This window comes from Rhodococcus sp. IEGM 1307 (genome assembly GCF_030056915.1).
Taxonomy (GTDB): domain Bacteria; phylum Actinomycetota; class Actinomycetes; order Mycobacteriales; family Mycobacteriaceae; genus Rhodococcus_F; species Rhodococcus_F opacus_D.
Genome location: NZ_JASHKW010000005.1, coordinates 342,895 through 368,533, shown reverse-complemented (window position 1 = coordinate 368,533; position 25,639 = coordinate 342,895). Strand labels below are relative to the sequence as shown.

Sequence of the window (25,639 nt, the reverse complement as noted above, 5' to 3'; positions counted from 1 at the left end):
TTTACGAGGTGGACTCGTCGATGTCGAAGAGTTCGCCGATCAGGCCGCCGAGGAACCGTCGGTGTTGCGACGATATCTCGGCGGCCGCTGCTTCGTCCCGGGCCGCGCACAGTGTGATCAGGTTGTCGTGGTGTTCGATGGCGTCCTGCCAGCCGCGGAGGCTGGAGAACTTGCGGTAGTAGATCCGGTGGATCTGCGGGTGCACCTGGTGCATGAGGCGCTTGAGCAGTGGGTTGCCTGCGGCGTCGACGATGACGCCGTGGAGAGTGTCGTCCGCAGCGAGGGCGGCACCGATGTTGTCGGTCTTGATCGCCTGCGCGAGGTCGTCGTTGGCGGTGCGCATCACGTCGATCATCTCGTCGGTGAGGTTGGGCACCCCCGTTTTCACGGCCAGTTGATCCAGGACCTCCATCACCGCCAGCGTTGCCTCGACATCGGCCCGGTTCAGCGGGGTGATCCGGGTGAAGGCGGCGGGTTTGGCCTCGACGAGTCCGGTGTCGATCAGCCGTGTCAGAGCCTCGCGCACCGGGGTGCGGCTCAGGCCCAGATGTTCGGCCAGCTCGCTGTCCTTGACCTTGGATCCGGGCGCGAGCTCACCGGTGACGATCGCGTCGCAGATCCGCTCGAACGCGACGTCGCTCATGCGGGGGCGCTCCACCGGATTATCACGCAACATACTGGATACTGTACTCTGCACGCCGCACGCTCCCGGGGGCCGCGTGGGCGAGTGCCTGGCGCCTTGTCGTGACGATACCGAGTGCGTCTTCGTCGACTGTCCATTGTCCGGGCCCCCGCTACCCATCCGCGTTGCGTCGCCCGGCGAGGACCTTGTCGCCGAGTTCGTCGCCCGGCGTTGCGGCGGACCGGCCGGCCTTCGCCTCGGCTTTCTCCTCGGACTTGTCGATCACTGATGCGGCGAGGGAGTTTCCGACGACGTTGACCGCGGTGCGGGCCATGTCGGCGATGAAGTCCACTCCGAGCAGGAGCGCGACGGCTTCGGCGGGCAGGCCGATGGTGTTACCTGCGGCGATGAGCACCACGATCGAGGCGGAGGCCACGCCGGCCATGCCCTTCGACAAGATGACCAGGACGCCGACCATCAGCAGCAGGGTGGGGATCGAGGTGTCGATGTCGTAGGCGTTGGCGAGGAAGACCAGGGCGACAGCCTGGTAGAGAACGGAGCCGTCGGTGTTGAACGAGTAGCCGAGCGGCACGACGAACGAGGTCGTCGAGCGGCTGACGCCGAGCCCCTCGAGCTTGAGCAGTAGCGGCGCGAGCACTGCCTCGGAGCTGCGGGTGACGAACGCGAGGCCGACCAGATTTCCGATGGCCTTGAGCATGGTGACGTACTCGACGCGGAAGATCGCGGCGATGATCGGAAAGATGACGCCGAGGATGATCGCCATACCGACGTAGACGACGGCGAGGAAGCCGAGCAGGCTCGACAGGTTCCCGAACCCGTAGTGCGCGACGTCGTAGCTGATGAAGCCCAGGACCCCGAGGGGCGCGAGGCGAATGACGTAACCGACCACCTTGAACATCGCGCTGGCGAGTGAGTCGAGTACGGACGTCATCGGCTTCGACTGCTCACCGATCGCGGCGAGTGCGACGCCGACGAACCCGGCGAACACGATCACTGCCAGCAGGTTCCCCTCCGCGAAGGCGGCGAAGACGTTCTTGGGAACAGCGTGCAGGAGTAGTTCGTGGAAGTCGATGCCCTGCTCGAGGGTCTCGACGGACGCACCGTCGGCGCCGGCGACTGGGGCGCCGGAACCGATGTCGAGCAGCTTCGCAAGCGCGACGGCCATCAGCAGGATGATCGTGGTGACGACCTCGAAATACAGGATCGCCTTGGCGGCCATGCGCCCGACCTTCTTCGCCGAATCCATACGCGCGATGCCGAGCACGATGAGCGGGAAGACCAAGGGGACGACGATCATCTGAACAAGGTTGAGGAACACGTCGCCGGCCAGTTTGAGTTGCTCGCCGACGGCGGGGGCGAACGTGCCGATGAGTGCGCCGACGCCGACGGCGATCAGTGACTGCACGCCGATCGGCAGCTTCCAGAACTTCCACCACCTGCGTGGTGTGCGAGACGCGTCGGCGTCCTCGGGTGCGGTCGCGGAGTCAGCGGGGATGGCTCGGGTTGTCGTCATTCAACAGCTCCAATATATTGGATGTGGTGTACTGTTCGACAACAGTGATCGACGTCATAGTCCCTGTCAAGTAGAACGGCGAGTTGGGTGTTGGTGGAAAAGTTGAGCGACAGCGATGTGCGGATCGAGCACGATTCGATCGGAGATCTGGCGGTACCGGCGGGGGCGTACTACGGTGTCCACACCGCCAGGGCGATGGACAATTTCGCGATCACCGGGTCTGCCATCGGTCAGTACCCGGCGCTGGTCGCGGCGTTGGCGACCGTGAAACAGGCTGCCTGCCTGGCGAACCGGGACCTGGGTCTCCTCGATGACCGGCGGGCCGATGCGATCGTGGCCGCGTGCACGGAGATTCGCGCCGGGGCACTGCTCGACCAGTTTCCGATCGATCCGATCCAGGGCGGGGCGGGCACCTCGTCGAACATGAACGTCAACGAGGTCATCGCGAACCGCGCACTCGAGATCCTCGGATTCGGGCGCGGCGCCTACACCGAACTCGACCCGCTCGCTCACGTGAACCTGGGTCAGTCCACCAACGATGTGTACCCGACCGCGATCAAGCTCGCGCTGGTCGAGCACCTCCGAATGTTGATCGCGTCGCTCGGTCGGCTCGCGGAGTCGTTCGAGCGCAAATCGATCGAATTCGACGACATCGTCAAAATGGGTCGCACCCAGCTGCAGGACGCGGTACCGATGACCCTGGGGCAGGAGTTCGCCGCCTACTCGATCATGCTGAACGAGGACTGCGCCCGGCTCTCCGAGGGAGCGCTTCTGCTGCTGGAATCGAACCTCGGCGGCACCGCCATCGGCACGGGGATCAACGGGCATCCCGAGTACTCCGCGCTCGCCTGCAACTACTTGCGCGAGCTGACCGGTGAACCGGTCGTCCCGGCCGGCAATCTGATCGAGGCAACCCAGGACTGCGGAGCATTCGTGCAGGTATCCGGAATCCTCAAACGTGTCGCCGTGAAACTGTCCAAGACGTGCAACGACCTGCGGCTCACCTCCTCCGGGCCGACCGCCGGACTCGGTGAGATCAATCTGCCTCCGGCCCAAGCCGGTTCGTCGATCATGCCCGGCAAGGTCAACCCGGTCATCCCCGAAATGGTGAACCAGGTCGCGTTCGAGGTGATCGGCAACGATCTGACGGTCACGATGGCCGCCGAGGGTGGGCAACTCCAGCTCAACGCGTTCGAACCCGTGATCGTCTACAGCCTGCTGCGCTCGACGACGCACCTGGCCGCGGCATCGGACACCCTGGCGGTGAAGTGCGTCGACGGGATCACCGCCAACCGCGACCACCTCGAGCGGGGTGTTCGGCGCTCGATCGGCATCGTCACCGCGCTCTCGCCGTTCATCGGCTATGCCGCCAGCGCGGACATCGCCAAGAGGGCGCTGGCGACCGGCGCCTACGTCGGCGACCTCGCCGTCGACGACGGTCTGCTCACTCGCGCGCAGGTCGATGACATCCTGTCCCCCCGGCGACTCGCCGGCCTGCTCACCGCGCCCACCGTGGACAGCGAATTCTCCGCACTCGACCATCTCACCGGTGTCGCCGCGCACTGATCGACGCTTCACAACCAGCACCTCGAATACAGGACAGCGCAGTCCTCGCCCGAGTAGAAGTCACATCGAGAGGAAACGAGAATCGGATGACCCTCACATCGTCGGCACACGCCGCCATAGTCCCCGCGACACATGCGCGCTCCTGGCTCCTGGTCGCGGGCTCACGTCCGGACGAGTTCGCCGCAGCCACGAACTCGGCGGCTGACGCGGTGATCTTCGACCTCGAGGACGGTGTCGTTCCGTCCTCGAAAACACAAGCCCGCGAGGATGTTGCGCGTTTTCTGGCCGGTGGGGGTACCGGGTGGGTGCGCATCAACGACGTCACCACCGCGGACTGGACCGCTGATCTGGACGCGATCCGGGGGCTCCCGGGACTGAGTGGCGTGATGCTCGCCAAGGCCGAATCCGCGGACCACATCGATCGCACGGCTGCCGAGCTGCCCGGCATCCCGATCCTCGCCCTGGTCGAATCGGCGCGTGGCGTCGAATTCGCTTTCGACATCGCCTCGGCCGATGCCACGACCCGAATTGCATTCGGCACCGGCGACTTCCGCCGCGACACCAATGCGGGCGCCGACCCCGACGCGCTGGCCTACGCACGGGGACGGCTCGTCGTCGCCAGTCGGGCGGCCGACCTCCCCGGTCCCATCGACGGCCCGTGCCTGACAGGCGAACCCGATCTGTCCGAGGCATTGGCCGTCACCAGGTCGATGGGCATGACCGGCAAGCTCTGCATGCATGTCGGCCACACACCGATCGTCAATCGCGAACTGTCCCCGCTACAGAGCGATGTGGCCTGGGCTGCCGAGGTCATCGCACACCTCGGCGCGCAGGGTGAGAACATCGCCGACGGCAGCGATCGCCCGAAGCTCGCGCGTGCCCTGCGAATCACCCACCTGGCCGACGTCTTCTCGGTGTCGGCCTGAGCTTCCCCCGTGCAGCGGCTACCCGACCTCCCCGATAACGTCGCGCAGAACCCGCGTGACCGTCTGCACCGCAGGTGAGGGATTGGAGTCCTGCCAGGCCATGGCGATGGGGAGGGTGGGGGCGTCGCCGGCGATGGGCAGGTATTCGACGCCGTCCATCGTGAGGTGCGCGGTCGAATCCACTACGACGGCGACTCCGACCCCGGCGCCGACCATCGCGAGCAGGCTGTACGGGTCGGGCGCCTCGTGCGCGACGACGGGGGCGAATCCTGCTGCTGCACACAGGGCGAGCGTGGCGTCGCGGACCACGGAACCGTGTTCGGCGGGGTAGATCACGAACCGTTCGCTCGCCAGTTCCTGCGGCACGACGGCGCCCGCGTCGACGAGACGGTGCCCGGCCGGGACCGCGACCATCAGTGCCTCTACACGCACGGTGTGGGTGGCGAAGCCCCGCGGGATCGGCAACCCCACGATGCCCATGTCCAGGGTTCCGCGGGTGAGGCCGTCGAGCACCTCACCGGAGTACATCTGCGGGCGTAGGTCCAGTTCGATGCCGGGGTAGGCGTCGGCGAGGGAGCGGGCGAGAACGGACAGCACCGTGTAGCCGCCCGCGCCGCCGAAGCCGACGGTGACGCGGCCGGTCTCCCCGGCTGCCGCCGCCTGCGCGATGCCCTTCACGATCCCGACCTGCGCCTCGATGGTCCGGGCCGGACCCACCAGCGCCTCGCCGGCGGCCGTGAGCCGCACGGAGCGGGTGGTGCGGACGAACAGATCGGTTCCCAGTTCCCGTTCGAGGGCCCGCACGGTCTGGCTGAGCGGGGACTGCGCCACGTGGAGACGCTCGGCGGCCCGCCCGAAATGCAGTTCTTCCGCGACCGCGAGAAACGCGTGCAGGTGACGGAGCTCCACGACCCCTCCCCGAGACTATGTGTCTGAATCACCTAAACAAGCTGAATTAAGTCTTGGACTCTACACGGAATCCCGACCATAGTGATGCACACCACCTCTGCGTCGGCGTGACGCCCCACGAAAGTCAGGGAGAACCGTGAACCCGAATCCCGGCCGCGACGCGGCACCACCCGAATACAGCACCAAGCAGGCCCGCAAGGCCGGTGTCACCGCGTTCGTCGGCACCACCATCGAGTGGTTCGATTTCTACATCTACGGCACCGCCTCCGCACTCGTGCTGGGCCGGTTGTTCTTCCCCGACGCCTCGCCTGCGGTGGGCACCCTCGCCGCATTCGCGACGTTCGCGATCGGTTTCGTGGCCCGCCCACTCGGCGGGATCGTGTTCGGCCACTTCGGCGACAAGTTCGGACGCAAGAACGCCGTCATCATCACGCTGATCCTGATGGGGATCGGAACGGTCGGCGTCGGCTGCCTCCCCACCTACTCGCAGATCGGGATCTGGGCACCCATCCTCCTCGTCGCGCTCCGCGTGGTCCAGGGCATCGCGATGGGCGGTGAGTGGGGTGGCGCCGTGCTCATCGCCACCGAATTCGCGCCACCGAACAAGAAGGTGCTGTACGGCGCATTCGCGCAGCAGGGTTCGCCCGTCGGCAATCTGCTCGCGACCCTCGCGTTCCTGGCGCTGACGCTGTTGTCGGACCGCGTGTTCGAGTCCTGGGGCTGGCGTCTGCCGTTCCTCGCGTCCGCCGCGCTCGTCGTCGTCGCGCTGTATATCCGGCTGCGGATCTCGGAGACGCCGGAGATGAAGAAGGCCGTCGTCGCCCAGGAGCGCACCCGGATGCCGCTCGTGGAGGTGCTGCGCTCGCACCCGGTCGAACTCGTCCTCGGCGTGGGGGCCGTGGTCGCGGGTGTCGCCATCACCTACGTGAAGACCACGTTCGCACTCGCGTGGGCCACCGCCGACCTCGGATTCGACCGCGGGGACTTCCTGCTCGTGATCACGATCGCGCTCGTCGCGCAGGTACTCGTGCAGCCGTTCGGCGCCGTACTGGCCACGAAAATCGATCCGTCGCGGGCGATCCGGTGGATGCTGCTGCCCGAACTCGTGTTGCTGCCGTTGATGTTCCTCCTCGTGCAGACCGGGTCGGTGCCCCTGGCCATGCTCGGCATGGTGCTGGCCACCGCGCCGCACGCGATGTACTACGCCGCCCTCGCCGGCATCCTCGCCCAGGTCTTCCCGACCAACGTCCGCTACACCGGAATCTCGCTGTCGTATCAGCTGTCGACGGCGATCTTCGCCGGAACCGCCCCGGTGCTCTGCCAGTTCCTGCTCACCCACACCGACTCGATCTGGCCGGTGGTCGCCCTCGGACTCGGCTACGTCGTGCTCTCGCTCGCCTGCATGACCCTGCTGCTCCGCCGCGGGAAAGCCCGTTCGGACCGGGCCGACGCCGAGCCCCGCCCCGAACACACCTCGACCCGGAAAGATGCTGCCCACTCATGAATTTCGCTCACACCGATCCCGCCCTGCGCGCCGTCGTCGACCGGTGGACCGCACCGTCGGACCGCGACAAGTTGAACACCCTGCTCGACCGGCTGGGCGCCGACGCCGGCGACCGGCTCGACGCCCTCGCCGCCACCGCCGACAAGAATCCGCCGGTGCTGCAGCAGTTCGACCGGGACGGCGAACGCATCGACCGGATCGCGTACCACCCCTCCTACCAGGAACTGTGCCGAGCCGCCTACAGCGAATACGGACTGTCGGCACTGTCGCACCGCGGCGGCCTGCACGGCTGGGACGACGTCCCACCGCACCTGGTGAAGTACCTCGCGTCGTACGTGTTCGTGCAGGCCGAGTTCGGGCTGGCGTGCCCGGTGTCGATGACGGATGCCGCCGCCCGCACGCTGCGCATGTTCGGCGACCCGGACGTGTTCGGACCGTGGATCGACGCACTGACGTCGACGGACCCCGACGGCGCGATGACCGGTGCGATGTTCATGACCGAACCGCAGGCCGGCACCGACATCGCCCGCACGGAGACCCGGGCCGAGCGTGACGGCGACGCGTGGCGGCTGACCGGGAAGAAGTGGTTCGCGTCCAATCCCGACGCCGACGTCATCGTGACCCTCGCCCGGTTCCCCGGCGGCGACGACCAGTCCACCCGCGGCGTCGGAATGTTCATGGTGCCCAAGGTTTTGGCGAACGGCGACCGCAACAGTTACACGATCGACAGGCTGAAGGACAAGCTCGGCACCCGCTCGATGCCCAGCGGTGAAGTGTCGCTGGCCGGTGCGTACGCCCTTCAGGTGGGCGAACTCGACCGCGGGTTCCGGCAGATGGCCGAGATGGTGAACACGTCGCGGCTGTCGAACGCGATGCGGTCGAGTGCGCTGATGCGACGAGCCGTGCGGGACGCAGTCGACCACACCCGGGAGCGGGTCGTGTTCGGCAAGGCCCTGTTCGACCAGCCCCTGATGCGGGCAACCCTGCTGCCGCTCGCCCTCGACGCCGAGGCGGCGCTCGCCCTGGTGGCGTACAGCGCGCAGTGTCTGCAGGCGGCGGACGCCGGCGACGACTCCGCTCGTGCCCTGATCCGGGTCCTCACCCCGCTCGCGAAGCATTACATCTGCAAGCGGGCGCGCGTGGTCACCGGCGAGGCCATGGAGGTGCGGGGCGGCAACGGTTACATCGAGGAATGGGCCCACGCGCGCCTGGTCCGCGACGCCCACCTGGGGTCGATCTGGGAAGGGTCGAGCAACGTCATCGCCCTGGACGTGCTGCGGTGCATGCGCAAGCTCGGTGCGCATCGCCGGCTGGCGGACACGATGCGCGGCATCCTCGCCGGACTCGGACCCGACTGCGGCACCGGCGCCGATGTTCTCCGCCGACGCTGGGACGACCTGGTCGAGGAAGGCGATCTGCTGGTCGCCGGAGACGACGACACCGCGCAGGCCGGATGCGCGCGCTACGCGAACGAGTTGGCCCGCGCGGCGATGGCCACTCTGCTCTACGACCTCGCCGACTTCGCGATCACCTCGGGCAGCGGCTACCGGTCGCTGCTCGTCGCGAACGCCTACCTGTCCGGCGACACCGGACATCTCCCGGGGGCTGCCCTCGACCACCTCGCTGCCGTCGTCGACGACACCGATGTCACCGCCGATGCCGCGCAGACCGCCGCACCCCGATCCGACTCTGCGACAGGAGTTCTCCTGTGAACACCACCCACACCGGCCCGGCGCCCCTCGCGGGTGTGCGGGTGCTGGACCTCTCGAAGATCCTCGCGGGACCGTACGCCACCATGTCGCTCGCGGACCTCGGCGCCGACGTCACGAAGGTCGAACACCCCGACGGCGGCGACCCGACACGGTCGTGGGGTCCGCCGTTCGTCGGCCCCGACGCCACGTACTACCTCGCGATCAACCGGGGCAAGAAGTCGGTGACCGTCGACCTCAAATCGGAAGAGGGACAGGACGTCATCCATCGCATCCTGGAGGAGACCGACGTCGTCGTCGAGAACTTCAAGCCCGGCAGCGGATTGCAGCGAATCTTCGACTACCGGACGCTGTCCGAGCGGTACCCGCATCTGGTCGTGCTGCACATCTCCGCGTTCGGCGAGGACGGTCCGCTGCGCGACGAACCGGGTTACGACATGATCGCGCAGGCCGCAGGCGGGCTGATGTCTCTCACCGGTGAGCCGGGCGGGGCGCCGATGAAGGCAGGATTCGCGATGGGTGATCTGGGGGCGGCACTCTTCGGTCTGATCGGAGTGCTTGCTGCCCTGGTGGAGCGGTCGCGGACCGGCCGAGGGCAGTACGTGACGACGTCACTGTTCGAATGCCAGCTCGCCCTGCACGTGAACTGGGCGACCAATTACTTCGCGACCGGCGAGCGTCCCGGCGCGCTGGGCTCCGGTCATCCCAATCTCGCTCCGTACCAAGCATTTCCCGCGAGCGACGGATACTTCGTCCTCGCGGTGGGCAACGACAATCAGTGGGGGAGCCTGTGCTCCGCGATCGCACGCGAAGACCTGACGACAGACCCGCGATTCGAGCGCAACCGTGACCGCGTCGCGAATCGCTCCGATCTCGAGCGGGAACTGTCGACGGCCTTCGCGTCGGGAACCGTGGAGCACTGGTGCGACACACTCGCCGCTCACGCCGTGCCCGTGTCACCGATCCGGCACCTCGACGAGATCTACGCCGACCCGCACACTGCGGCACTCGGGATGATCGGCACGGTCGACCACCCGACGCTGGGCAGCCTGCAGCAGATCGCGTTCCCGGTCAGTTTCGCAGGCGAGCGCCCGCGTCTGACGTCCGCGCCGCCGGTACTCGGCGCCGACACCGACGAGATCCTCGGTGCCCACCGGCCGCAGTCGGTGGTCGGCGGGTAGACCCGGTTATCCGCCCTCGCGCAGCAGCGCGACGTCGGACACCATCCGGATGTGATCGGCCATCGCACGGGAAGCGCCCGCGGAGTCCTGGTCTCGAATCGCCGTCGCGATGCGGCGGTGCCCTTCGAGCGAGGCCCGCGGGCGTTCTGCTTGGGACAGGGATTCGATCCGGGTCTCCCGGATCAGCCCGGAAATCTCGTGCATCAGCTTGGCCAGCAGTGACGAGTGCGCCGCGACGGTGATGGCCTCGTGGAACTGTTCGTCGCCGACGACGCCGCGATCGCCGGCGGCGATCTCGGCTTCCATCGTCGCGAGGGCGGCATCGATCGCCGCCATTTCCGCGTCGGTCCGGCGCTCGGCGGCGAGCCCGGCAAGCTTCACCTCGAGTGCCTCGCGGGCCTCGATCACCTCGGGGAGACGATCGGCGTGTTCGCGCAGCGCCTTGACGGCTCGTTCCTCGATGGGGCGGCGGACGAGCACGGCACCGTCCCCGTGCCGCACCGACACCACACCCTGTACCTCGAGGGCGACGAGCGCCTGACTCAGGGAAGCGCGACTCACGCCCAGTTGAGCGGCGAGTTCACGCTCGGCGGGGAGTCGGTCGCCCGGCGTCATCTCGTGGTCGGCGATATGGGCGCAGAGCTGTTCGACGATCACCTCGTACAGCCGCGGTCGTGCTACCGGACGCAGTTGCTCAGCCACTGGGCCACCCACTCTCCATTCCACTGAAACTACTCCACGGTATCTCGCACAGGCATGTAACCGCATCCACAGTTCCTATTGACAGTGATCCACGACACTGCTTTTATGAAGTGGCTAGGCCAATCTGCCACTGAGTCAATTTGCTCGCCGGCGGCGGTCGAGACCAGATGCCACTGCCACAGAACCGGAGACTTTCATGTCGACCGAGTTGATCCCCATACTTGCGCTCGCTGTCATGTTCCTGGCGGCGACCGTGCTGCCCGTGAACATGGGCGCTCTCGGCTTCGTTGCCGCCTTCTTCGTCGGAACCTTGTCGCTGCACATGAGCAGCGACGACATCATCGCCGGATTCCCCAGCAGCCTGTTCCTGACGCTGGTCGGCATCACCTACCTCTTCGCGATCGCCCAGAACAACGGGACCGTCGACCTCATGGTCCGCGGGGCGGTCCGGCTGGTCCGCGGTCGTGTCGCGCTGATCCCCTGGGTGATGTTCGGGATCACGGCGGTACTCACCTCGATCGGCGCGCTCGGCCCTGCCGCCGTCGCGATCGTCGCGCCGATCGCTCTCGGCTTCGCCGCCCGCTACAAGATCAACGCCCTCCTGATGGGCATGATGGTCGTCCACGGAGCGCAGGCAGGCGGCTTCTCGCCGATCAGCATCTACGGCGTCACGGTCAACGACATCGCGTCCAAGGCGGGATTGACCAACAGCCCGCTCACCCTGTTCCTCGGAAGCCTCCTGTTCAACGCCGCTATCGGGGTGCTCCTGTTCGTCTTCCTGGGCGGTCGGGACCTGATCGGGCGCAGCGTGCACGACGACGGCGCCGAGAACACCGAACGAACTGGTGCCGGTGGCTCGGGCGGAGGAGTGCCCGCGACCGGAGGTGGCTCGGGGTCCGGAGGGGCCACCGCGACCAAGGTGCGCCCGACGGCGACCCTCGCGGGCGCACCCGCACGCCCCGGAGTCACATTCGATCAGGCCCTCACTCTGGTCGGTCTCGCCGCGCTCGCGGTGTTCTCGCTGATCCTCGACCTGGACGTGGGGTTCATCTCGATGACGGTGGCCGTCGTCCTGGCGCTCGCCTCGCCTAAGGCGCAGAAGGGTGCGATCGCTCAGATCAGCTGGTCGACGGTTCTGCTCATCGGCGGCGTGCTCACCTTCGTGGGGGTCCTGCAGGAGGCGGGCACCGTCGAGTACGTCGGAAACGCGGTGGCCAGCCTGGGGATGCCTCTTCTCGTCGCTCTTCTGCTCTGCTACATCGGGGCCATCGTCTCCGCATTCGCGTCGTCCACGGCGATTCTGGGAGCGACCATTCCGCTCGCCGTCCCCTTCCTCCTCGCCGGCGAGGTGGGCGCGGTGGGCGTCATCGTCGCGCTTGCCATCTCCTCGACCATCGTGGACGTAAGCCCGTTCTCGACCAACGGAGCGCTGGTCCTCGCGAACGCACAGAATGTCGATCGAGACCGTTTCTACAAGCAGATCCTGAAGTACAGCGCCCTCGTCGTGGCCATCGGGCCACTCGTGGCCTGGGCGATTCTCGTGGTGCCCGGCTGGCTCTGACGGCCGGCGGGGAGGCGACCGGCCCGCCTCCCCGCGTCGTTGCATCGACTTTTCACCTCTTGACATCGGCCGAATCAGATGTTTCATTTAATTGGCTAGTCCACTAGGTCACTGCACCAACAGTCCAGCTCTCGCGGCTCTCGCCAGGAAGTAACGGGTGGTTTCACATGTCCACGAACACGATGGAGCGCACAGGTCCGCTGCAAGGAGTGGTCGTCGTCGATCTGACCCGCGCACTCGCGGGCCCCCACGCGGCGATGATGCTCGGCGACCTCGGCGCCGACGTCATCAAGATCGAGACCCCGCACGGCGGCGACGACACCCGCGGATGGGGGCCGCCCTTCGTGAACCCTGCTGACTCCAAGCGGGAATCGACGTACTTCCTGTCCGCGAATCGGAACAAGAAGTCGATCACCCTCGACCTCAAGGCCGAAGACGGACGGGCCACCCTCGAATCCCTCGTCCGGCGCGCCGACGTCCTCATGGAGAACTTCCGCACCGGCGTCCTCGACCGGTTGGGATTCACCACCGAACGGCTCGCGGAGCTGAACCCGCGCCTGGTCGTCCTGTCCATCAGCGGTTTCGGTCACGACGGACCCGAAGGCGGACGCGCGGGGTACGACCAGATCGCGCAGGGCGAGGCCGGACTGATGTCGCTGACCGGCCCCAATCCCGACGACGTCCAGCGCGTCGGCGTGCCGATCGCGGACCTGCTCGCCGGCATGTACGGGGCGTTCGGCGTCGTCGCCGCCCTGCAGGAACGTGAGCGCACCGGACGGGGCCGCGTCGTGCGAACGTCGTTGCTGGCCAGCGTCGTCGGCGTGCACGCCTTCCAGGGGACGAAGTGGACCGTCGCCGGCGAGGTCGGTGAGGCGCAGGGCAACCACCATCCGTCGATCTCGCCTTACGGGCTGTTCCGCACCGCCGACGGCGCCGTCCAGATCTCGGTCGGCAGCGAAGGACTGTGGAAGCGGTTCTGCGCGGGCTTCCACCTCGATCCGGAAACCCCCGGAATGGCCACGAATCCCGAACGCGTCGAGAACCACAAGCAGGTCCTGGAACTGGTCGAGGACGCGTTCGGCGCGTACACCAGCGACGAACTTCTCATCGAACTCGACCGCATCGGGGTGCCCGCGGGACGCGTCCGGACGATCTCCGAAGTCTACGAATGGGAGCAGACCAAGTCGCAGGGACTGCTCGTCGACGTCGACCACCGCACACTCGGCAACATCACGCTGCCGGGCCCGCCCCTGCGGTTCTTCGAACCGGACGGCACCGAGGTCACCGAGACCCGGCACACCGCACCACCGGTCCTCGGTGCGGACAACGACACCGTGCTGTCGTGGCTGAAAGAGTGCAGCTGATGGCTCGCCTGACCGCTCCCGAACTGCTCGACCTGGTAGTCGACGCCGGCACGTGGGAGTCGTGGGACACGCCCCCGATCCAGGTCGCGGCGGACCCCGAGTACGCCGACGAACTTCTTCGCGCACAGGAGAAGACCGGCCTCGACGAGGCGGTGCTGACCGGAGTGGCCACCATCCGTGGCCGCCGAACGGCAATCCTCGTCTGCGAATTCGGCTTTCTCGGCGGCTCCATCGGAGTGGCCGCCGGCGAGCGTCTCGTCGCCGCGATCCGGCGCGCCACGCGCGAACGCCTTCCGCTGCTCGCCCTGCCCACGTCCGGTGGCACGCGAATGCAGGAGGGAACGACCGCGTTCCTGCAGATGGTCAAGATCACGGCGGCGGTGATCAAGCACAAGGAGGCGCACCTGCCGTACCTCGTCTACCTGCGGAGCCCCACGACCGGCGGAGTGTTCGCGTCCTGGGGGTCGCTGGGGCACGTCACCATCGCGGAACCCGGAGCGCTCGTCGGTTTCCTCGGACCGCGCGTGTTCGAGGCGCTGTACGAGTCGCCGTTCCCGGCGGGGGTCCAGACCGCCGAGAACCTGCACGCGCACGGACTCATCGACGCGGTGCGGCCGCCGGATCAGCTCGCCGAGATCGTCGACCGCGCGCTGCGCATCATAACCTCCAGCCGTGCCTGCCGGCCGTCGCTCGCGGACGCCCCCGTCCACGAGAGTCTGCCGGACGTCCCCGCCTGGGATTCGGTGGTCGCCTCGCGCCGCGAGGACCGGCCGGGGGTGCGGGAGGTGATGTTCCACTCCGCATCGGATGTTCTTCCGCTCAACGGAACCGGTCAGGGTGAGGTCGATCCGGGCTTGATCCTCGCCCTCGTCCGGTTCGGTGATATGCCGTGCGTCCTGCTCGGCCAGGACCGTCGAGGGCAGACCACGCGGTCGCCGCTCGGCCCGGGCGCTCTGCGGGAAGCCCGCCGGGGAATGCGGCTGGCGGCGGAACTGAACCTGCCGTTGGTGACGGTCATCGACACCGCGGGCGCGGCATTGTCGAAGGAGGCGGAGGAAGGCGGTCTGGCCGGTGAGATCGCGCGCTGCATCGCCGACATGGTCTCGCTCGACGTCCCCACCATCTCCCTACTGCTCGGGCAGGGCACCGGCGGCGGCGCGCTCGCGTTGATCCCGGCCGACCGGGTGCTCGCGGCCCAGCACGGCTGGCTCTCACCCCTGCCACCCGAAGGTGCGAGCGCGATCCTGCACCACGACATCGCGCACGCTCCGGACATGGCCGCCCGGCAGGGAATCCGGTCGTCCGATCTCCTCGCGAGCGGCATCGTGGACGAGGTGATCCCCGAATTCCCGGACGCGGCAGACGAATCCACGGCGTTCTGCACCCGGGTGGGTGCGGTACTCCACCGCGAACTGTCGCTCCTCGATGCGGCAGACACCACCCAGCGACTCTCCGACCGTGCGGAGCGATTCGACCGGATCGGTCTGTTGCAGCCCGCACATGCGTGACCGCGGTGCCGGGGATCCCGATCGGATCCCCGGCACCGCGTCCATTCACTGGTCCGCGCGGACTAACGTCAGCATTCGACGAGATTCACCGACACGTTCACCGCGAGACCGCCGGTGGAGGTCTCCTTGTACTTCGAGCTCATGTCGGCGCCGGTGGCCCGCATCGTCTCGATCACCTGATCCAGGCTGACCCGGTGGGTGCCGTCACCGCGCAGAGCCATCCGGGCGGCGTTGATCGCCTTGCCCGCCGAAATGGCGTTGCGCTCGATGCACGGAATCTGCACCAGGCCGCCGATGGGATCACAGGTGAGACCGAGACTGTGTTCCATCGCGATCTCCGCCGAGTTCTCCACCTGCTCCGGGCTGCCGCCGAGGATCTCGGCGAGCCCGGCGGCGGCCATGGACGCCGCGGAACCCACCTCGCCCTGACAGCCCACCTCGGCCCCGGAGATCGAGGCCCGTTCCTTGTACAGGGATCCGATTGCGCCTGCCGCCAACAGGAATCGCACCGTCGTTGCGTCCGGGTCGGCGTTCCCGGCGGGGGTGTAGTGCAGCGCGTAGTGCAACACCGCCGGGATGATGCCGGCCGCGCCGTTGGTGGGGGCGGTGACGATGCGTCCGCCGGACGCGTTCTCCTCGTTGACGGCGAGCGCCACCAGGTTCACCCAGTCCTCGGCGAACGCGGGATCACGACCCGGATCCTCCACATTCAGCCGCTCGTACCAGCCGCGGGCGCGTCGGCGCACCCGCAGACTGCCGGGCAGGTACCCGTCCCGGCTGATGCCCCGTTGCTGACACTCGACCATCACGTCGCGGATGTGCAGGAGCCGCGCCCGGACCTCCGACTCGGGCCGGAGGGCGCGTTCGTGTTCGAGCATGACCTCGCTGATCGTGAGACCGTAGTGCTCGCTGAGGGCGAGCAGTTCGCGCGCCGACCCGAACGACAGCGAATTCGCGCCCGCGTCGACGGGCAGCTCCGGTTCGGCGCCGGTGACGACGAATCCGCCGCCGATCGAATAGTACGTCTGCGCGTGCAGTTCACGGCCGGTCACGCTGGTGGCGGTGAGGGTCATGCCGTTGGGGTGAAAGTCCAGGACCGTCAACGGGTGCAACACCATCTCGTCTTCGGCGAGCGGGATGTCGACCGTCCCGCCGAGACGGATCCGCCGACTCGCCCGCACCTCGTCGAGTCGCGTCTCCATCTCCTCCGTGGCGATGGTTTCGGGCCGATACCCCTCGAGGCCGAGGAGGATCGCCGACATGGTGCCGTGGCCGGCGCCGGTGGCCGCGAGCGATCCGTACAGATCGACACGGACACCGGCGACGTCCCCGAGAAGGCCGAGTGTGTCGAGGTCGTCGACGAACGTGCCCGCCGCCCGCATCGGCCCGACCGTATGCGAACTCGAGGGTCCGATACCGACCGAGAACAGGTCGAACACACTGATCGTCACGAGTTACAAGCCCGGGTAGAGCGGGTACTTGTCCGCGAGCACCCGGACCTGGGCGGCCAACCCGGACGTGTCCGCGTCGGCGGGCGCGACCAGTGCCTGGGCGATCAGGTCGGCGACCGTCACGAAGTCGTCGCGGCCGAAGCCGCGGGCGGCGAGTGCCGGCGTGCCGATGCGCAGACCGGACGTCACCATCGGCGGCCGCGGATCGAACGGGACGGCGTTGCGGTTGACGGTGATTCCGATCGCGTCGAGGCGGTCCTCGGCCTGCTGCCCGTCGATGGCGGCATCCCGCAGGTCGACCAGGACGAGGTGCACGTCCGTGCCGCCGGTGAGGACGCTGATTCCGGCTTCCTTGACGTCGGGTCGGCTGAGCCGTTCGGCGAGGACCTTCGCACCGTCGAGGCAGCGTTCCTGACGCTCCGCGAAGTCGGGTTCGGCCGCCATCTTGAATGCCGTTGCCTTGCCTGCGATCACGTTTTCCAGTGGGCCGCCCTGCTGGCCGGGGAACACTGCGGAGTTGATCTTCTTCGCGATGGCGGCGTCGTTGGTCAGGATGATGCCGCCGCGGGGGCCGCCGAGGGTTTTGTGCGTCGTCGACGTGACGACGTGTGCGTGCGGGACGGGGGACGGGTGGAATCCGGTGGCGACCAGGCCCGCGAAGTGGGCCATGTCGACCATCAGGTATGCGCCGACCTCGTCGGCGATTTCCCGGAAGCGGGCGAAGTCCAGGTGCCGGGGGTAGGCGGACCAGCCGGCGATGATCAGTTGCGGCCGGTGCTCGCGTGCCGCCTTCGCCACCTCGTCCATGTCGATGCGGTAGTCCTGCTCGGACACCCCGTAGGCGGCGACGTTGTAGAGCTTGCCGGAGAAGTTGAGGCGCATGCCGTGCGTGAGGTGGCCGCCGTCGGCGAGGGATAGTCCGAGGATCGTGTCGCCCGGCTTGATCAGCGCGTGCATCACCGACGCGTTCGCGGTGGCACCGGAATGCGGTTGCACGTTGGCGTATTCGGCGGCGAACAGCGCCTTGACGCGGTCGATGGCGAGCTGCTCGATCGTGTCAACGTGCTCGCAGCCGCCGTAGTAGCGCCGGCCCGGGTACCCCTCGGCGTACTTGTTGGTCAGCACGGACCCCTGCGCCTGCATCACCGAAAGCGGTGCGTGGTTCTCCGACGCGATCATCTCGAGGCCGGTGCGCTGGCGCCCCAGCTCCTTGCCGATCAGTGCGGCGACGTCCGGATCGAAATCCGCGAGATCGCGGTTCAGGACGCTCATGCCTGCACCCCGTTCTTCTCGGCGTACTCGGCCGCGGTGAGGAGCTCGCCGGCGGCGGACGGCTGGACGGCGAACAGCCAGCCCTCGCCGTACGGGTCGGAGGTGACCAGTCCCGGGTCGTCGACGGCGGCGGTGTTGATCAGGGTGACCCGGCCGCTCACCGGCGGATACAGCTCGGACACGGTCTTGGTCGACTCGACCTCGCCGCACGATTCGCCGGCGACGATGGTCGCACCGACCTCCGGCAGGTCGACGAAGACGAGCTCGCCGAGCGAGTTGACGGCGACCGAGGTGATGCCGACGCGGACCGGCTCGTCGGGGAGCGTGGCGCCCGGCTCGATCAGGACCCACTCGTGATCGTCGGTGTAGCTGCGGTCGTCAGGGAAGGCGTGCGAAGACATGTGTGACCCTTTCGGGGCTGAAGTGGGTGGGAACGGCTCAGGAGCGGCGGTAGAACGGCGACGGCGTGACCACGAACGGTTCCTTCTTGCCGCGGATGTCCACGGTGAGTTCGGTGCCCGGTTCGCGGAACGCGACGTCTACGAACGCGAGCGCGATCGGATGCCCGAGCGTCGGAGACAGCGCCCCGGACGTGATGGTGCCGACCGCCGATCCGCCGGACGCGTCCAACACGGTGTACTCGGCACGGGCGGCCCGGCGGCCGCTTCCGGCGAGGCCGACGAGCACCCGCTGCGGGGACTGATCCGACAACTTCTGCAGGGCATCGCGGCCGACGAATTCCTTGTTCAGCCGGACCACCTTGCCGAGCCCGGCCTCGTACGGATTCGTGCCGAGGTTCAGTTCGTGGCCGTACAGCGCCATTCCGGCCTCGAGTCGGAGGGTGTCGCGGCACGCGAGCCCGGCGGGGACGCCACCGCGGGTCGTGGTGGCGTCGAGCAGTGCGCGCCACAACGGCACGGACAGTTCGTCCGGCACGTAGAGCTCGAACCCGTCCTCCCCGGTGTACCCGGTGCGGGCGAGGAGGACGTCGATGCCGGCGACCACCGCGCGCGTGACCGCGTAGTACTTCAACTCCGCCACCGTGTCGACCTGCTCGGCGGGAACGAGGGACTGCACGATGTCCTGCGCGGCCGGTCCCTGCACCGCGATCAGTGCGGTCTCCGAGGACTGATCGTCGACGTTCGCGGAGAAACCCTCGACGCGTGCCGCCAGTTCGCGGTGCACCGTCGGCGCGTTGGCCGCATTGGCCACCACGAGGAAATGCTCGTTGGCGAGACGGTAGACGACCAGATCGTCGATGACTCCGCCGTCCGCATTGCACAGGAGGGAGTACTTGGCCCTGCCGACGCCGATCTTCGAGAGTTCGCCGGCCAGAGCGTAATCCAGGACCGCTCCGGATTCGGGGCCGGTGACCGCGATCTCGCCCATGTGCGAGAGGTCGAACAACCCTGCCGCGGTCCGGACGGCGTGATGCTCGGCGAGTTCGCTGTCGTACTTCAGCGGCATCTGCCAGCCCGCGAAGTCGGTGAAATGGGCTCCCAGCGCGCCGTGCTCGCCGAGCAGCGGGGACGCGGGCGTCGTGGTGAGGGTCATGCGAAGGCCTCCTCGGGGGTCTCGGCAATGGCCGAAGTGTCGATGTCGGTGGTGTTCTCGAAGGCCTCGGGCGCCGGGCACGAGCAGACGAGGTTGCGGTCGCCGTGGACGCCGTCGATGCGACGCACCGGGGGCCAGTACTTGGCGGCGCGAAGCGACGCGACGGGGTAGGCGGCCAGGTGACGCGGGTAGGGCAGGTCCCATTCGTCCGCAGTCACCTGTTCGGCGGTGTGCGGGGCCTGACGCAGCGGGCTGCGCTCGAGCGGCCACACACCGTCACCGACCAGGTCGATCTCGCGGCGGATCGAAATCATCGCCTCGATGAAGCGGTCGAGTTCGGCCAGATCCTCGGACTCGGTCGGTTCCACCATCAGCGTGCCGTTGACGGGGAACGACAGGGTGGGCGCGTGGAAGCCGTAGTCGATCAATCGCTTCGCGACATCCTCGGCGGTGACGCCGGTCGCCTTGGTGACCGGGCGCAGGTCGAGGATGCACTCGTGCGCAACCAGACCGGACGGGCCCGTGTACAGGACCGGGAACTGCTGATCCAGTGACCTGGCGACGTAATTGGCGGCGAGCACCGCGGTTTCGGTGGCGCTCGTCAGCCCGTCGGGTCCCATGAGTGCGATGTACGCCCAGGTGATGGGCAGGATGCCGGCCGATCCGTAATTGGCGGCCGACACCGGGGTGCCGAGGTCGTCGCCGCCCAGCGGATTACCGGGCAGGAACGGCGCCAGATGCTCGCGCACCGCGACAGGCCCGACACCGGGACCGCCGCCGCCGTGCGGGATGCAGAACGTCTTGTGCAGGTTCAGGTGTGACACGTCGCCGCCGAACTTGCCGGGCTGCGCGAGACCGACCAGCGCATTGAGGTTCGCGCCGTCGACGTACACCTGCCCGCCGGCCTCGTGCACCAGATCGCAGACCGTCCGCACGTCGTTCTCGTACACGCCGTGCGTGGACGGGTAGGTCAACATGATCGCGGCCACCGCGTCCTCGTGCGCCGCGATCTTCGCGCGCAGGTCGCCCAACTCGATGTTGCCGTTCTCCGCGGTCGCGACGACGACGACCTTCATGCCCGCGAGAACCGCGGATGCGGCGTTCGTGCCGTGCGCGGACTGGGGGATGAGGCAGACGTTGCGTCCGAAGTCGCCGCGGGATTCGTGATAGCCGTGGATCGCGAGCAGCCCGGCCAGCTCGCCCTGGGATCCGGCATTGGGCTGCAACGACACCCGGTCGTAGCCGGTGATCTCGCCGAGCCAGCGTTCCAGGTCGGCGACGAGCTCGAGGTAGCCGGCCGTCTGCGCGACCGGGGCGTACGGGTGGATGGACGCGAACCCGGGCCAGCTGATGGGTTCCATCTCGACGGCGGAGTTGAGTTTCATCGTGCACGATCCGAGCGGGATCATGGTGCGGTCGAGCGCGAGGTCCTTGTCCGACAGCGTGCGCAGGAAGCGGAGCATCGCGGTTTCCGAGCGGTGATCGTGGAACACGGGGTGCTGCAGGTAGTTCGACGTCCTGGCGAGTGCCGACGGCAGTTCTGCCGCCGCGACGGTCGTCGGCTGCGCACCGAACACGGTAACCACCCGCCGGACGATGTCGTCGGTGGTGCACTCGTCGCAGGCGATCGCGACGTGATCGGCGTCGACGAGACGGAGGTTGATGCCGTCCCGGTCGGCCGACTCCACTATCGCCCCGGCGCCCGCCGGGACCCGGACGAGAACCGTGTCGAAGAAGCTGTCGTGCACGATCGTGTGACCGGCGGCGCGCAGGCTTCCGGCAATGGTCGTTGCGTGGGCGTGCACCCTATTTGCGATGGCGCGCAACCCTTCCGGACCGTGGTAGGCGGCGTACATCGCGGCGACGTTGGCGAGCAGTGCCTGCGCCGTGCAGATGTTGCTGGTCGCCTTGTCACGCCGGATGTGCTGTTCGCGGGTCTGCAGAGCCAGCCGGTAGGCCGTCTTCCCGTCGACGTCGACGGACACTCCGACGAGGCGGCCGGGCAGCATGCGCTCGAGCCCGCCGCGCACGGCCATGTAGCCGGCGTGCGGTCCGCCGAAGAACAACGGCACACCGAAACGCTGCGCCGACCCGACGGCGATGTCGGCACCCTGCTCGCCGGGCGGCGTCAGGATCGTCAGCGACAGCAGGTCCGCCGCGACGGTGGTCAGCGCGCCGCGCGCCTTCGCCGCGGCGATCATCGGAGCCAGGTCGCGCACCGCGCCGCTCGCACCGGGCGCCTGGAAGACCACCCCGAACATGTCACCGTCGGGCAGTTCCCCGGACAGTTCCGCGACCACCACCTCGATGCCCACCGCCTTCGCTCGTCCCCGGACGACGGCCAGCGTCTGCGGCAGGCAGTCTGCGTCGAGGACGACGCGGTTGGTGCCGGCCTTCGGCTTGTTCGCGCGCCGCATCAGCAGCACCGCCTCCATCACGGCGGTGGCCTCGTCGAGCAGCGATGCCCCGGCCAGCGGAAGGGCGGTGAGATCCTCGATGACGGTCTGGAACGTCAGCAGCGCCTCCAGCCGGCCCTGGGAGATCTCCGGCTGGTACGGCGTGTAGGCGGTGTACCAGGCGGGGGACTCGAGCATGTTCCGCCGCAACACCGCGGGCGTGATGGTGTCGGAGTACCCGAGGCCGATCATCTGGACGCGGATCTCGTTGCGCTCCGACAGTGCCCGCAGGTCGGCGAGCACCTGCTGCTCGGACCGCGCCGCGGGCAGATTCAAGGGCTGTGAGCTGCGGATCTGGTCCGGCACCGCGCTGTCGATCAGGTTCGCGAGACTGTCGTAACCGAGGGCGTCGAGCATCCGCCGCGACGCGGAGGCGTCAGGACCGATGTGGCGGGACGGAAAGTCGCTGGTGAGGGGCACGCCGTGGGTGGCGGTGCGGGGTTCTGCTGGCACGAGGTGACTCCGGTTTCGTTGAGTCCGGACCGCACCGGACATCGACAAGGGGGCACCTCCCCGCTCTGTCCTGAAACCTGAGAGTTTGGGCGCACCGCAACTACGGCGTGCTCTTCACCTTCGGTAAGTTCCGGCTTAACGGCCGATACTTTCTCCAGAGTTGCCTCTGCGCTGCGGTACTGGGGCCTGAGAGATTCCCGGGGAGGAAGTTGCTCCTACGGCGCCTCCGAAACGGAGGTTCTCCCGCTGCGCGTCAACGGCGTCTTCAGTTGTGATTGGCCAAACAGTACACAGACGCCGCGGGTTTGTCTCCTCGGACCGACGGTCTTGCCAAAAGTCCTCGTCGTTTGGCATCCTCGATGCATCTTCGCTCCGACGTGACCGCACACGCCGGACGATGAGAGCCCAGATGCCCGCAGCCGCAACGGTTGTCGAAGTGTGCTCGCTCTCCCCAATCGCCTGCCCCGGTTCCGCGCTGTCCACCGCGCGGGTCCGACGACGCATACCGACCGGTTTCGACCGGCCCTAGGAGTTCCCCACATGACTGCACAGCCTGAGTCACCCCCCGTCGCTCCGCTCGCCCCTGAACGATTCCCCGTCGCTCCGCTCGCCCCTGACGGCCGCCGACTGCTCCGCCTCGAAGTCCGCAACGCTCAGACCCCGGTCGAACGCAAACCGTCGTGGATGAAGGTGCAGATGCGGACAGGCCCCGAATACCGGGACCTCGCCGCCCTCGTCGAACGCGAGAACCTGCACACCGTGTGCCAGGAAGCGGGATGTCCCAACATCTTCGAATGCTGGGAGGACCGAGAGGCGACGTTCCTCATCGGCGGAAGCCAGTGCACCCGGCGGTGCGACTTCTGCCAGATCGACACAGGCCGCCCCGCCGCACTCGACCGGGGCGAACCCAGGAGGGTCGCCGAGTCGGTGCAGACCATGGGCCTTCGGTACGCCACCGTCACCGGGGTTGCCCGCGACGATCTGCCGGACGGCGGCGCCTGGCTGTACGCGGAGACGGTCCGGCAGATTCACGAACTGTGCCCGGGCACCGGCGTCGAACTGCTGATCCCCGATTTCAACGCCGATGCCGCGCAACTACGCAAGGTGTTCGACACCCGCCCGGAAGTACTCGCGCACAATGTGGAGACTGTTCCCCGGATATTCCGTCGTATCCGCCCTGCCTTCACGTACGAGCGGTCCCTCGAGGTGATCACACGGGCTCGGGAGGACGGCCTGATCACCAAGTCGAACCTGATCCTCGGGATGGGGGAGACCACGGACGAGGTGATTCAGGCCCTCCGGGACCTGCACGCGGCCGGCTGCCAGTTGATCACGATCACGCAGTATCTGCGGCCGTCGGCCCGGCACCATCCGGTGGCACGGTGGGCGACGCCGGACGAGTTCGTCATGCTCGACGGGATCGCCCGCGAGATCGGCTTCCTCGGCGTCCTGTCCGGTCCGCTCGTGCGCTCCTCCTATCGGGCCGGCCGCCTCCACGCGGAGGCCGTCGCCGCAACCGCAGTTCACTGAACCCCACCCTCTTCCGTTCCAGCAAGGAGTTCCCATGTCCCACCGATCTGCAGATGTCGTCATCCTCGGCGGCGGTTCCGGCGGCTACGCGGCCGCCATCCGCTCGGCCGAACTGGGCCGTTCGGTCATCCTCGTCGAGGAGAACGAACTGGGCGGCACCTGCCTGCATCAGGGGTGCATTCCGACGAAGGCGCTGCTGCACTCCGCCGAGGTCGCGGACAGTGCCCGCACCGCCTCGCAGTTCGGTATCGACGTCACGTTCGACGGTGTCGACCTCGAGAAGGTCCTGAGCTACCAGAACACCATCGTCACCCGACTGCACAAGGGACTGCAGGGCCTCGTCGACTCGTACGGCATCACCGTCGTCAACGGCCGCGGCCGGTTGGTCGGACCCAACGGAGTGGAGGTCGACGACGAGCTGATCACGGGCGCCGCCGTCGTCCTGGCAACGGGGTCGTCGCCGAAGACGCTGCCCGGCATCAGCATCGGTGGCCGGGTCGTCACCAGCGACGAGGCTCTCGTGTTGCCGTCCGTCCCGAAGAAGGCGATCATCCTGGGCGGCGGCGTCATCGGCGTCGAATTCGCCAGTGTCTGGGCGTCGTTCGGTGCGTCGGTGACGATCGTCGAGGCGATGCCGCGGCTGGTGCCGAACGAGGACGAGACGAGCTCCAAGTACCTCGAGCGGGCATTCCGTCGTCGCAAGATCGTCGCGAAGACAGGTGTGCGGGTGACGGAGGTGACGCAGGACGAGGATGCGGTGTCCGTCACCCTGGACTCCGGCGACGTGCTCGACGCCGACGTCGTGCTGGTCGCAGTGGGGCGCGGACCCAACACCGCGTCCATGGGGTACGAGGAGACCGGAGTGATGCTCGACAAGGGCTTCGTGGTGACCAGTGATCGACTGCGCACCACGGTCCCGAACGTTTTCGCGGTCGGCGACATCGTCCCCGGGCTCCAGCTGGCCCACCGCGGGTTTCAGCAGGGCATCTTCGTGGCGGAGGAGATCGCCGGGCTCCGTCCGGAGGTCATCGACGAGACCGGCATCCCGCGGGTCACCTACTCCCACCCCGAGGTCGCGTCCGTCGGGTTGACCGAGACCGCGGCCAGGGAGAAGTTCGGCGAGAACGTCGAGACCGTCACCTACGACCTCGCCGGCAACGGCAAGAGCCAGATCCTCAAGACGTCGGGGGCGGTCAAACTCGTGGTGGCGCCGACCGGGGTCGTGGTCGGCGTGCACATGGTCGGCGACCGTGTCGGTGAGCTGATCGGCGAGGCGCAGCTGCTCTACAACTTCGAGGTCGACGCCGCGCAGGCGGCGAAGTTCGTGCACGCCCACCCCACGCAGGGCGAGGCGCTCGGTGAGGCACTGATGGCAGTGGCCGGCAAGCCACTCCACGTCCACGGCTGACCCCCATGTGAGTGGCAAAGTGTGCTGGCGCACGCTTTGCCACTCACATGGGGTGTTCGGCATGCGAACGCGCACTGGCGATTTCCGACCAGGAACTGTTGTGAGTTAACACGCCGGAACGGTGAAGTCATGCTTTCGTAATACGTCTGCGGAACAGTACGTCCCGAGTCAGTTCGATTCGGAACCATCTCGATGGTTTCTCCCTATGAGCCTGGCTGGAGAGTTCCGGGACCGAGTCCCGGGCGCCGAAGGAGCAAGTACCCACAAACTCTCAGGCACCAGGACAGTCAGGGTCGGGAACTCTGGAGAGCAGCGTGTCGCCTGTAACGGCACGTTCACCGACGGGGCACGATGACCACTCGCACGAGTGTGTCTCCAAACTCTCAGGTTACGGAACAGAGCGGGTGTCAGCCGAGGTGATCCACCGGA

The 25,639-nt window shown here is 67.7% G+C and carries 19 protein-coding genes and 3 riboswitches; of the genes, 10 read left to right on the top strand and 9 right to left on the bottom strand.

The annotated features are described in order from the left end of the window. Window position 1 precedes the first annotated feature (1 nt). Window positions 2–643, bottom strand: a complete 642-nt coding sequence (locus tag QM841_RS12540; RefSeq protein ID WP_283332238.1) for a GntR family transcriptional regulator — start codon at window positions 641–643, stop codon at window positions 2–4. Window positions 644–794: 151 nt separating this feature from the next. Continuing rightward, a complete protein-coding gene (locus QM841_RS12535) occupies window positions 795–2,156 on the bottom strand; it encodes a dicarboxylate/amino acid:cation symporter (RefSeq protein WP_283332237.1) in 1,362 nt (453 codons plus the stop codon). A 117-nt stretch (window positions 2,157–2,273) separates the two neighbouring features. Between QM841_RS12535 and QM841_RS12530 the strand changes: the two genes are divergently transcribed. Together QM841_RS12530 and QM841_RS12525 are read left to right on the top strand one after the other, a co-directional pair. Continuing rightward, a complete protein-coding gene (locus QM841_RS12530; RefSeq protein ID WP_283332309.1) occupies window positions 2,274–3,722 on the top strand; it encodes an aspartate ammonia-lyase in 1,449 nt (482 codons plus the stop codon). An 86-nt stretch (window positions 3,723–3,808) separates the two neighbouring features. Next, on the top strand, window positions 3,809–4,648 hold the full coding sequence (locus tag QM841_RS12525; RefSeq protein WP_283332236.1) for an HpcH/HpaI aldolase/citrate lyase family protein: 840 nt from the start codon (window positions 3,809–3,811) through the stop codon (window positions 4,646–4,648). Between the two features lie 18 nt (window positions 4,649–4,666). Here QM841_RS12525 and QM841_RS12520 read toward each other — a convergent pair whose 3' ends face one another. Further along, window positions 4,667–5,557 (bottom strand): LysR family transcriptional regulator, encoded by an 891-nt coding sequence (locus tag QM841_RS12520; RefSeq protein ID WP_283332235.1) that lies wholly within the window; start codon window positions 5,555–5,557, stop codon window positions 4,667–4,669. Between the two features lie 136 nt (window positions 5,558–5,693). Here QM841_RS12520 and QM841_RS12515 point away from each other — a divergent pair, with 136 nt between their 5' ends. From QM841_RS12515 to QM841_RS12505, 3 genes are read left to right on the top strand one after another with little or no spacing between them, the layout of a single operon-like run. Next, window positions 5,694–7,061: an MFS transporter gene (locus QM841_RS12515; protein WP_283332234.1), complete on the top strand. Its 1,368-nt coding sequence runs from the start codon at window positions 5,694–5,696 to the stop codon at window positions 7,059–7,061. Beyond that, window positions 7,058–8,773: an acyl-CoA dehydrogenase family protein gene (locus QM841_RS12510; protein ID WP_283332233.1), complete on the top strand. Its 1,716-nt coding sequence runs from the start codon at window positions 7,058–7,060 to the stop codon at window positions 8,771–8,773. Before QM841_RS12515 ends, QM841_RS12510 begins: the two co-directional genes overlap by 4 nt. Further along, on the top strand, window positions 8,770–9,951 hold the full coding sequence (locus tag QM841_RS12505; RefSeq protein ID WP_283332232.1) for a CaiB/BaiF CoA transferase family protein: 1,182 nt from the start codon (window positions 8,770–8,772) through the stop codon (window positions 9,949–9,951). Before QM841_RS12510 ends, QM841_RS12505 begins: the two co-directional genes overlap by 4 nt. Before the next feature lie 6 nt (window positions 9,952–9,957). Here the strand turns inward: QM841_RS12505 and QM841_RS12500 are convergent, their stop codons facing one another. Beyond that, a complete protein-coding gene (locus tag QM841_RS12500; RefSeq protein ID WP_283332231.1) occupies window positions 9,958–10,653 on the bottom strand; it encodes a FadR/GntR family transcriptional regulator in 696 nt (231 codons plus the stop codon). A 196-nt stretch (window positions 10,654–10,849) separates the two neighbouring features. Between QM841_RS12500 and QM841_RS12495 the strand changes: the two genes are divergently transcribed. The 3 genes from QM841_RS12495 to QM841_RS12485 all read left to right on the top strand — a co-directional run bounded on the left by QM841_RS12495 (window position 10,850) and on the right by QM841_RS12485 (window position 15,086). After that, complete coding sequence (locus QM841_RS12495; RefSeq protein ID WP_283332230.1) at window positions 10,850–12,214, top strand: SLC13 family permease; 1,365 nt, start codon at window positions 10,850–10,852, stop codon at window positions 12,212–12,214. Between the two features lie 167 nt (window positions 12,215–12,381). Continuing rightward, window positions 12,382–13,578, top strand: a complete 1,197-nt coding sequence (locus QM841_RS12490) for a CaiB/BaiF CoA transferase family protein (protein WP_283332229.1) — start codon at window positions 12,382–12,384, stop codon at window positions 13,576–13,578. After that, window positions 13,578–15,086, top strand: a complete 1,509-nt coding sequence (locus tag QM841_RS12485) for a carboxyl transferase domain-containing protein (RefSeq protein WP_283332308.1) — start codon at window positions 13,578–13,580, stop codon at window positions 15,084–15,086. Before QM841_RS12490 ends, QM841_RS12485 begins: the two co-directional genes overlap by 1 nt. 68 nt (window positions 15,087–15,154) lie before the next feature. On the opposite strand, the gene QM841_RS12480 is transcribed toward QM841_RS12485, so the two are convergent. From QM841_RS12480 to gcvP, 5 genes are read right to left on the bottom strand one after another with little or no spacing between them, the layout of a single operon-like run. Continuing rightward, on the bottom strand, window positions 15,155–16,537 hold the full coding sequence (locus QM841_RS12480) for an L-serine ammonia-lyase (protein ID WP_283332228.1): 1,383 nt from the start codon (window positions 16,535–16,537) through the stop codon (window positions 15,155–15,157). A gap of 3 nt (window positions 16,538–16,540) precedes the next feature. Continuing rightward, on the bottom strand, window positions 16,541–17,809 hold the full coding sequence (glyA, locus tag QM841_RS12475) for a serine hydroxymethyltransferase (protein ID WP_283332227.1): 1,269 nt from the start codon (window positions 17,807–17,809) through the stop codon (window positions 16,541–16,543). Further along, complete coding sequence (gene gcvH / locus QM841_RS12470) at window positions 17,806–18,210, bottom strand: glycine cleavage system protein GcvH (RefSeq protein ID WP_005250549.1); 405 nt, start codon at window positions 18,208–18,210, stop codon at window positions 17,806–17,808. Before gcvH ends, glyA begins: the two co-directional genes overlap by 4 nt. Window positions 18,211–18,247: 37 nt before the next feature. After that, window positions 18,248–19,363, bottom strand: coding sequence for a glycine cleavage system aminomethyltransferase GcvT (gene gcvT / locus QM841_RS12465; RefSeq protein ID WP_283332226.1), 1,116 nt, complete (start codon window positions 19,361–19,363; stop codon window positions 18,248–18,250). Next, window positions 19,360–22,239, bottom strand: a complete 2,880-nt coding sequence (gene gcvP / locus QM841_RS12460; protein ID WP_283332307.1) for an aminomethyl-transferring glycine dehydrogenase — start codon at window positions 22,237–22,239, stop codon at window positions 19,360–19,362. The genes gcvT and gcvP overlap by 4 nt, the downstream gene beginning before the upstream one ends. A 197-nt stretch (window positions 22,240–22,436) precedes the next feature. Next, window positions 22,437–22,528, bottom strand: a riboswitch (glycine riboswitch). Between the two features lie 284 nt (window positions 22,529–22,812). Here gcvP and lipA point away from each other — a divergent pair. Further along, window positions 22,813–23,802, top strand: coding sequence for a lipoyl synthase (gene lipA / locus QM841_RS12455; RefSeq protein WP_283332225.1), 990 nt, complete (start codon window positions 22,813–22,815; stop codon window positions 23,800–23,802). A 34-nt stretch (window positions 23,803–23,836) separates the two neighbouring features. Further along, window positions 23,837–25,210 carry a dihydrolipoyl dehydrogenase gene (gene lpdA / locus QM841_RS12450; RefSeq protein WP_283332224.1) on the top strand — a complete coding sequence of 458 codons (1,374 nt, stop codon included), beginning with the start codon at window positions 23,837–23,839 and terminating at the stop codon, window positions 25,208–25,210. A gap of 205 nt (window positions 25,211–25,415) precedes the next feature. Beyond that, window positions 25,416–25,507: riboswitch (glycine riboswitch) on the top strand. Window positions 25,508–25,510: 3 nt separating this feature from the next. Then, window positions 25,511–25,611: riboswitch (glycine riboswitch) on the top strand. Window positions 25,612–25,639 lie beyond the last annotated feature (28 nt).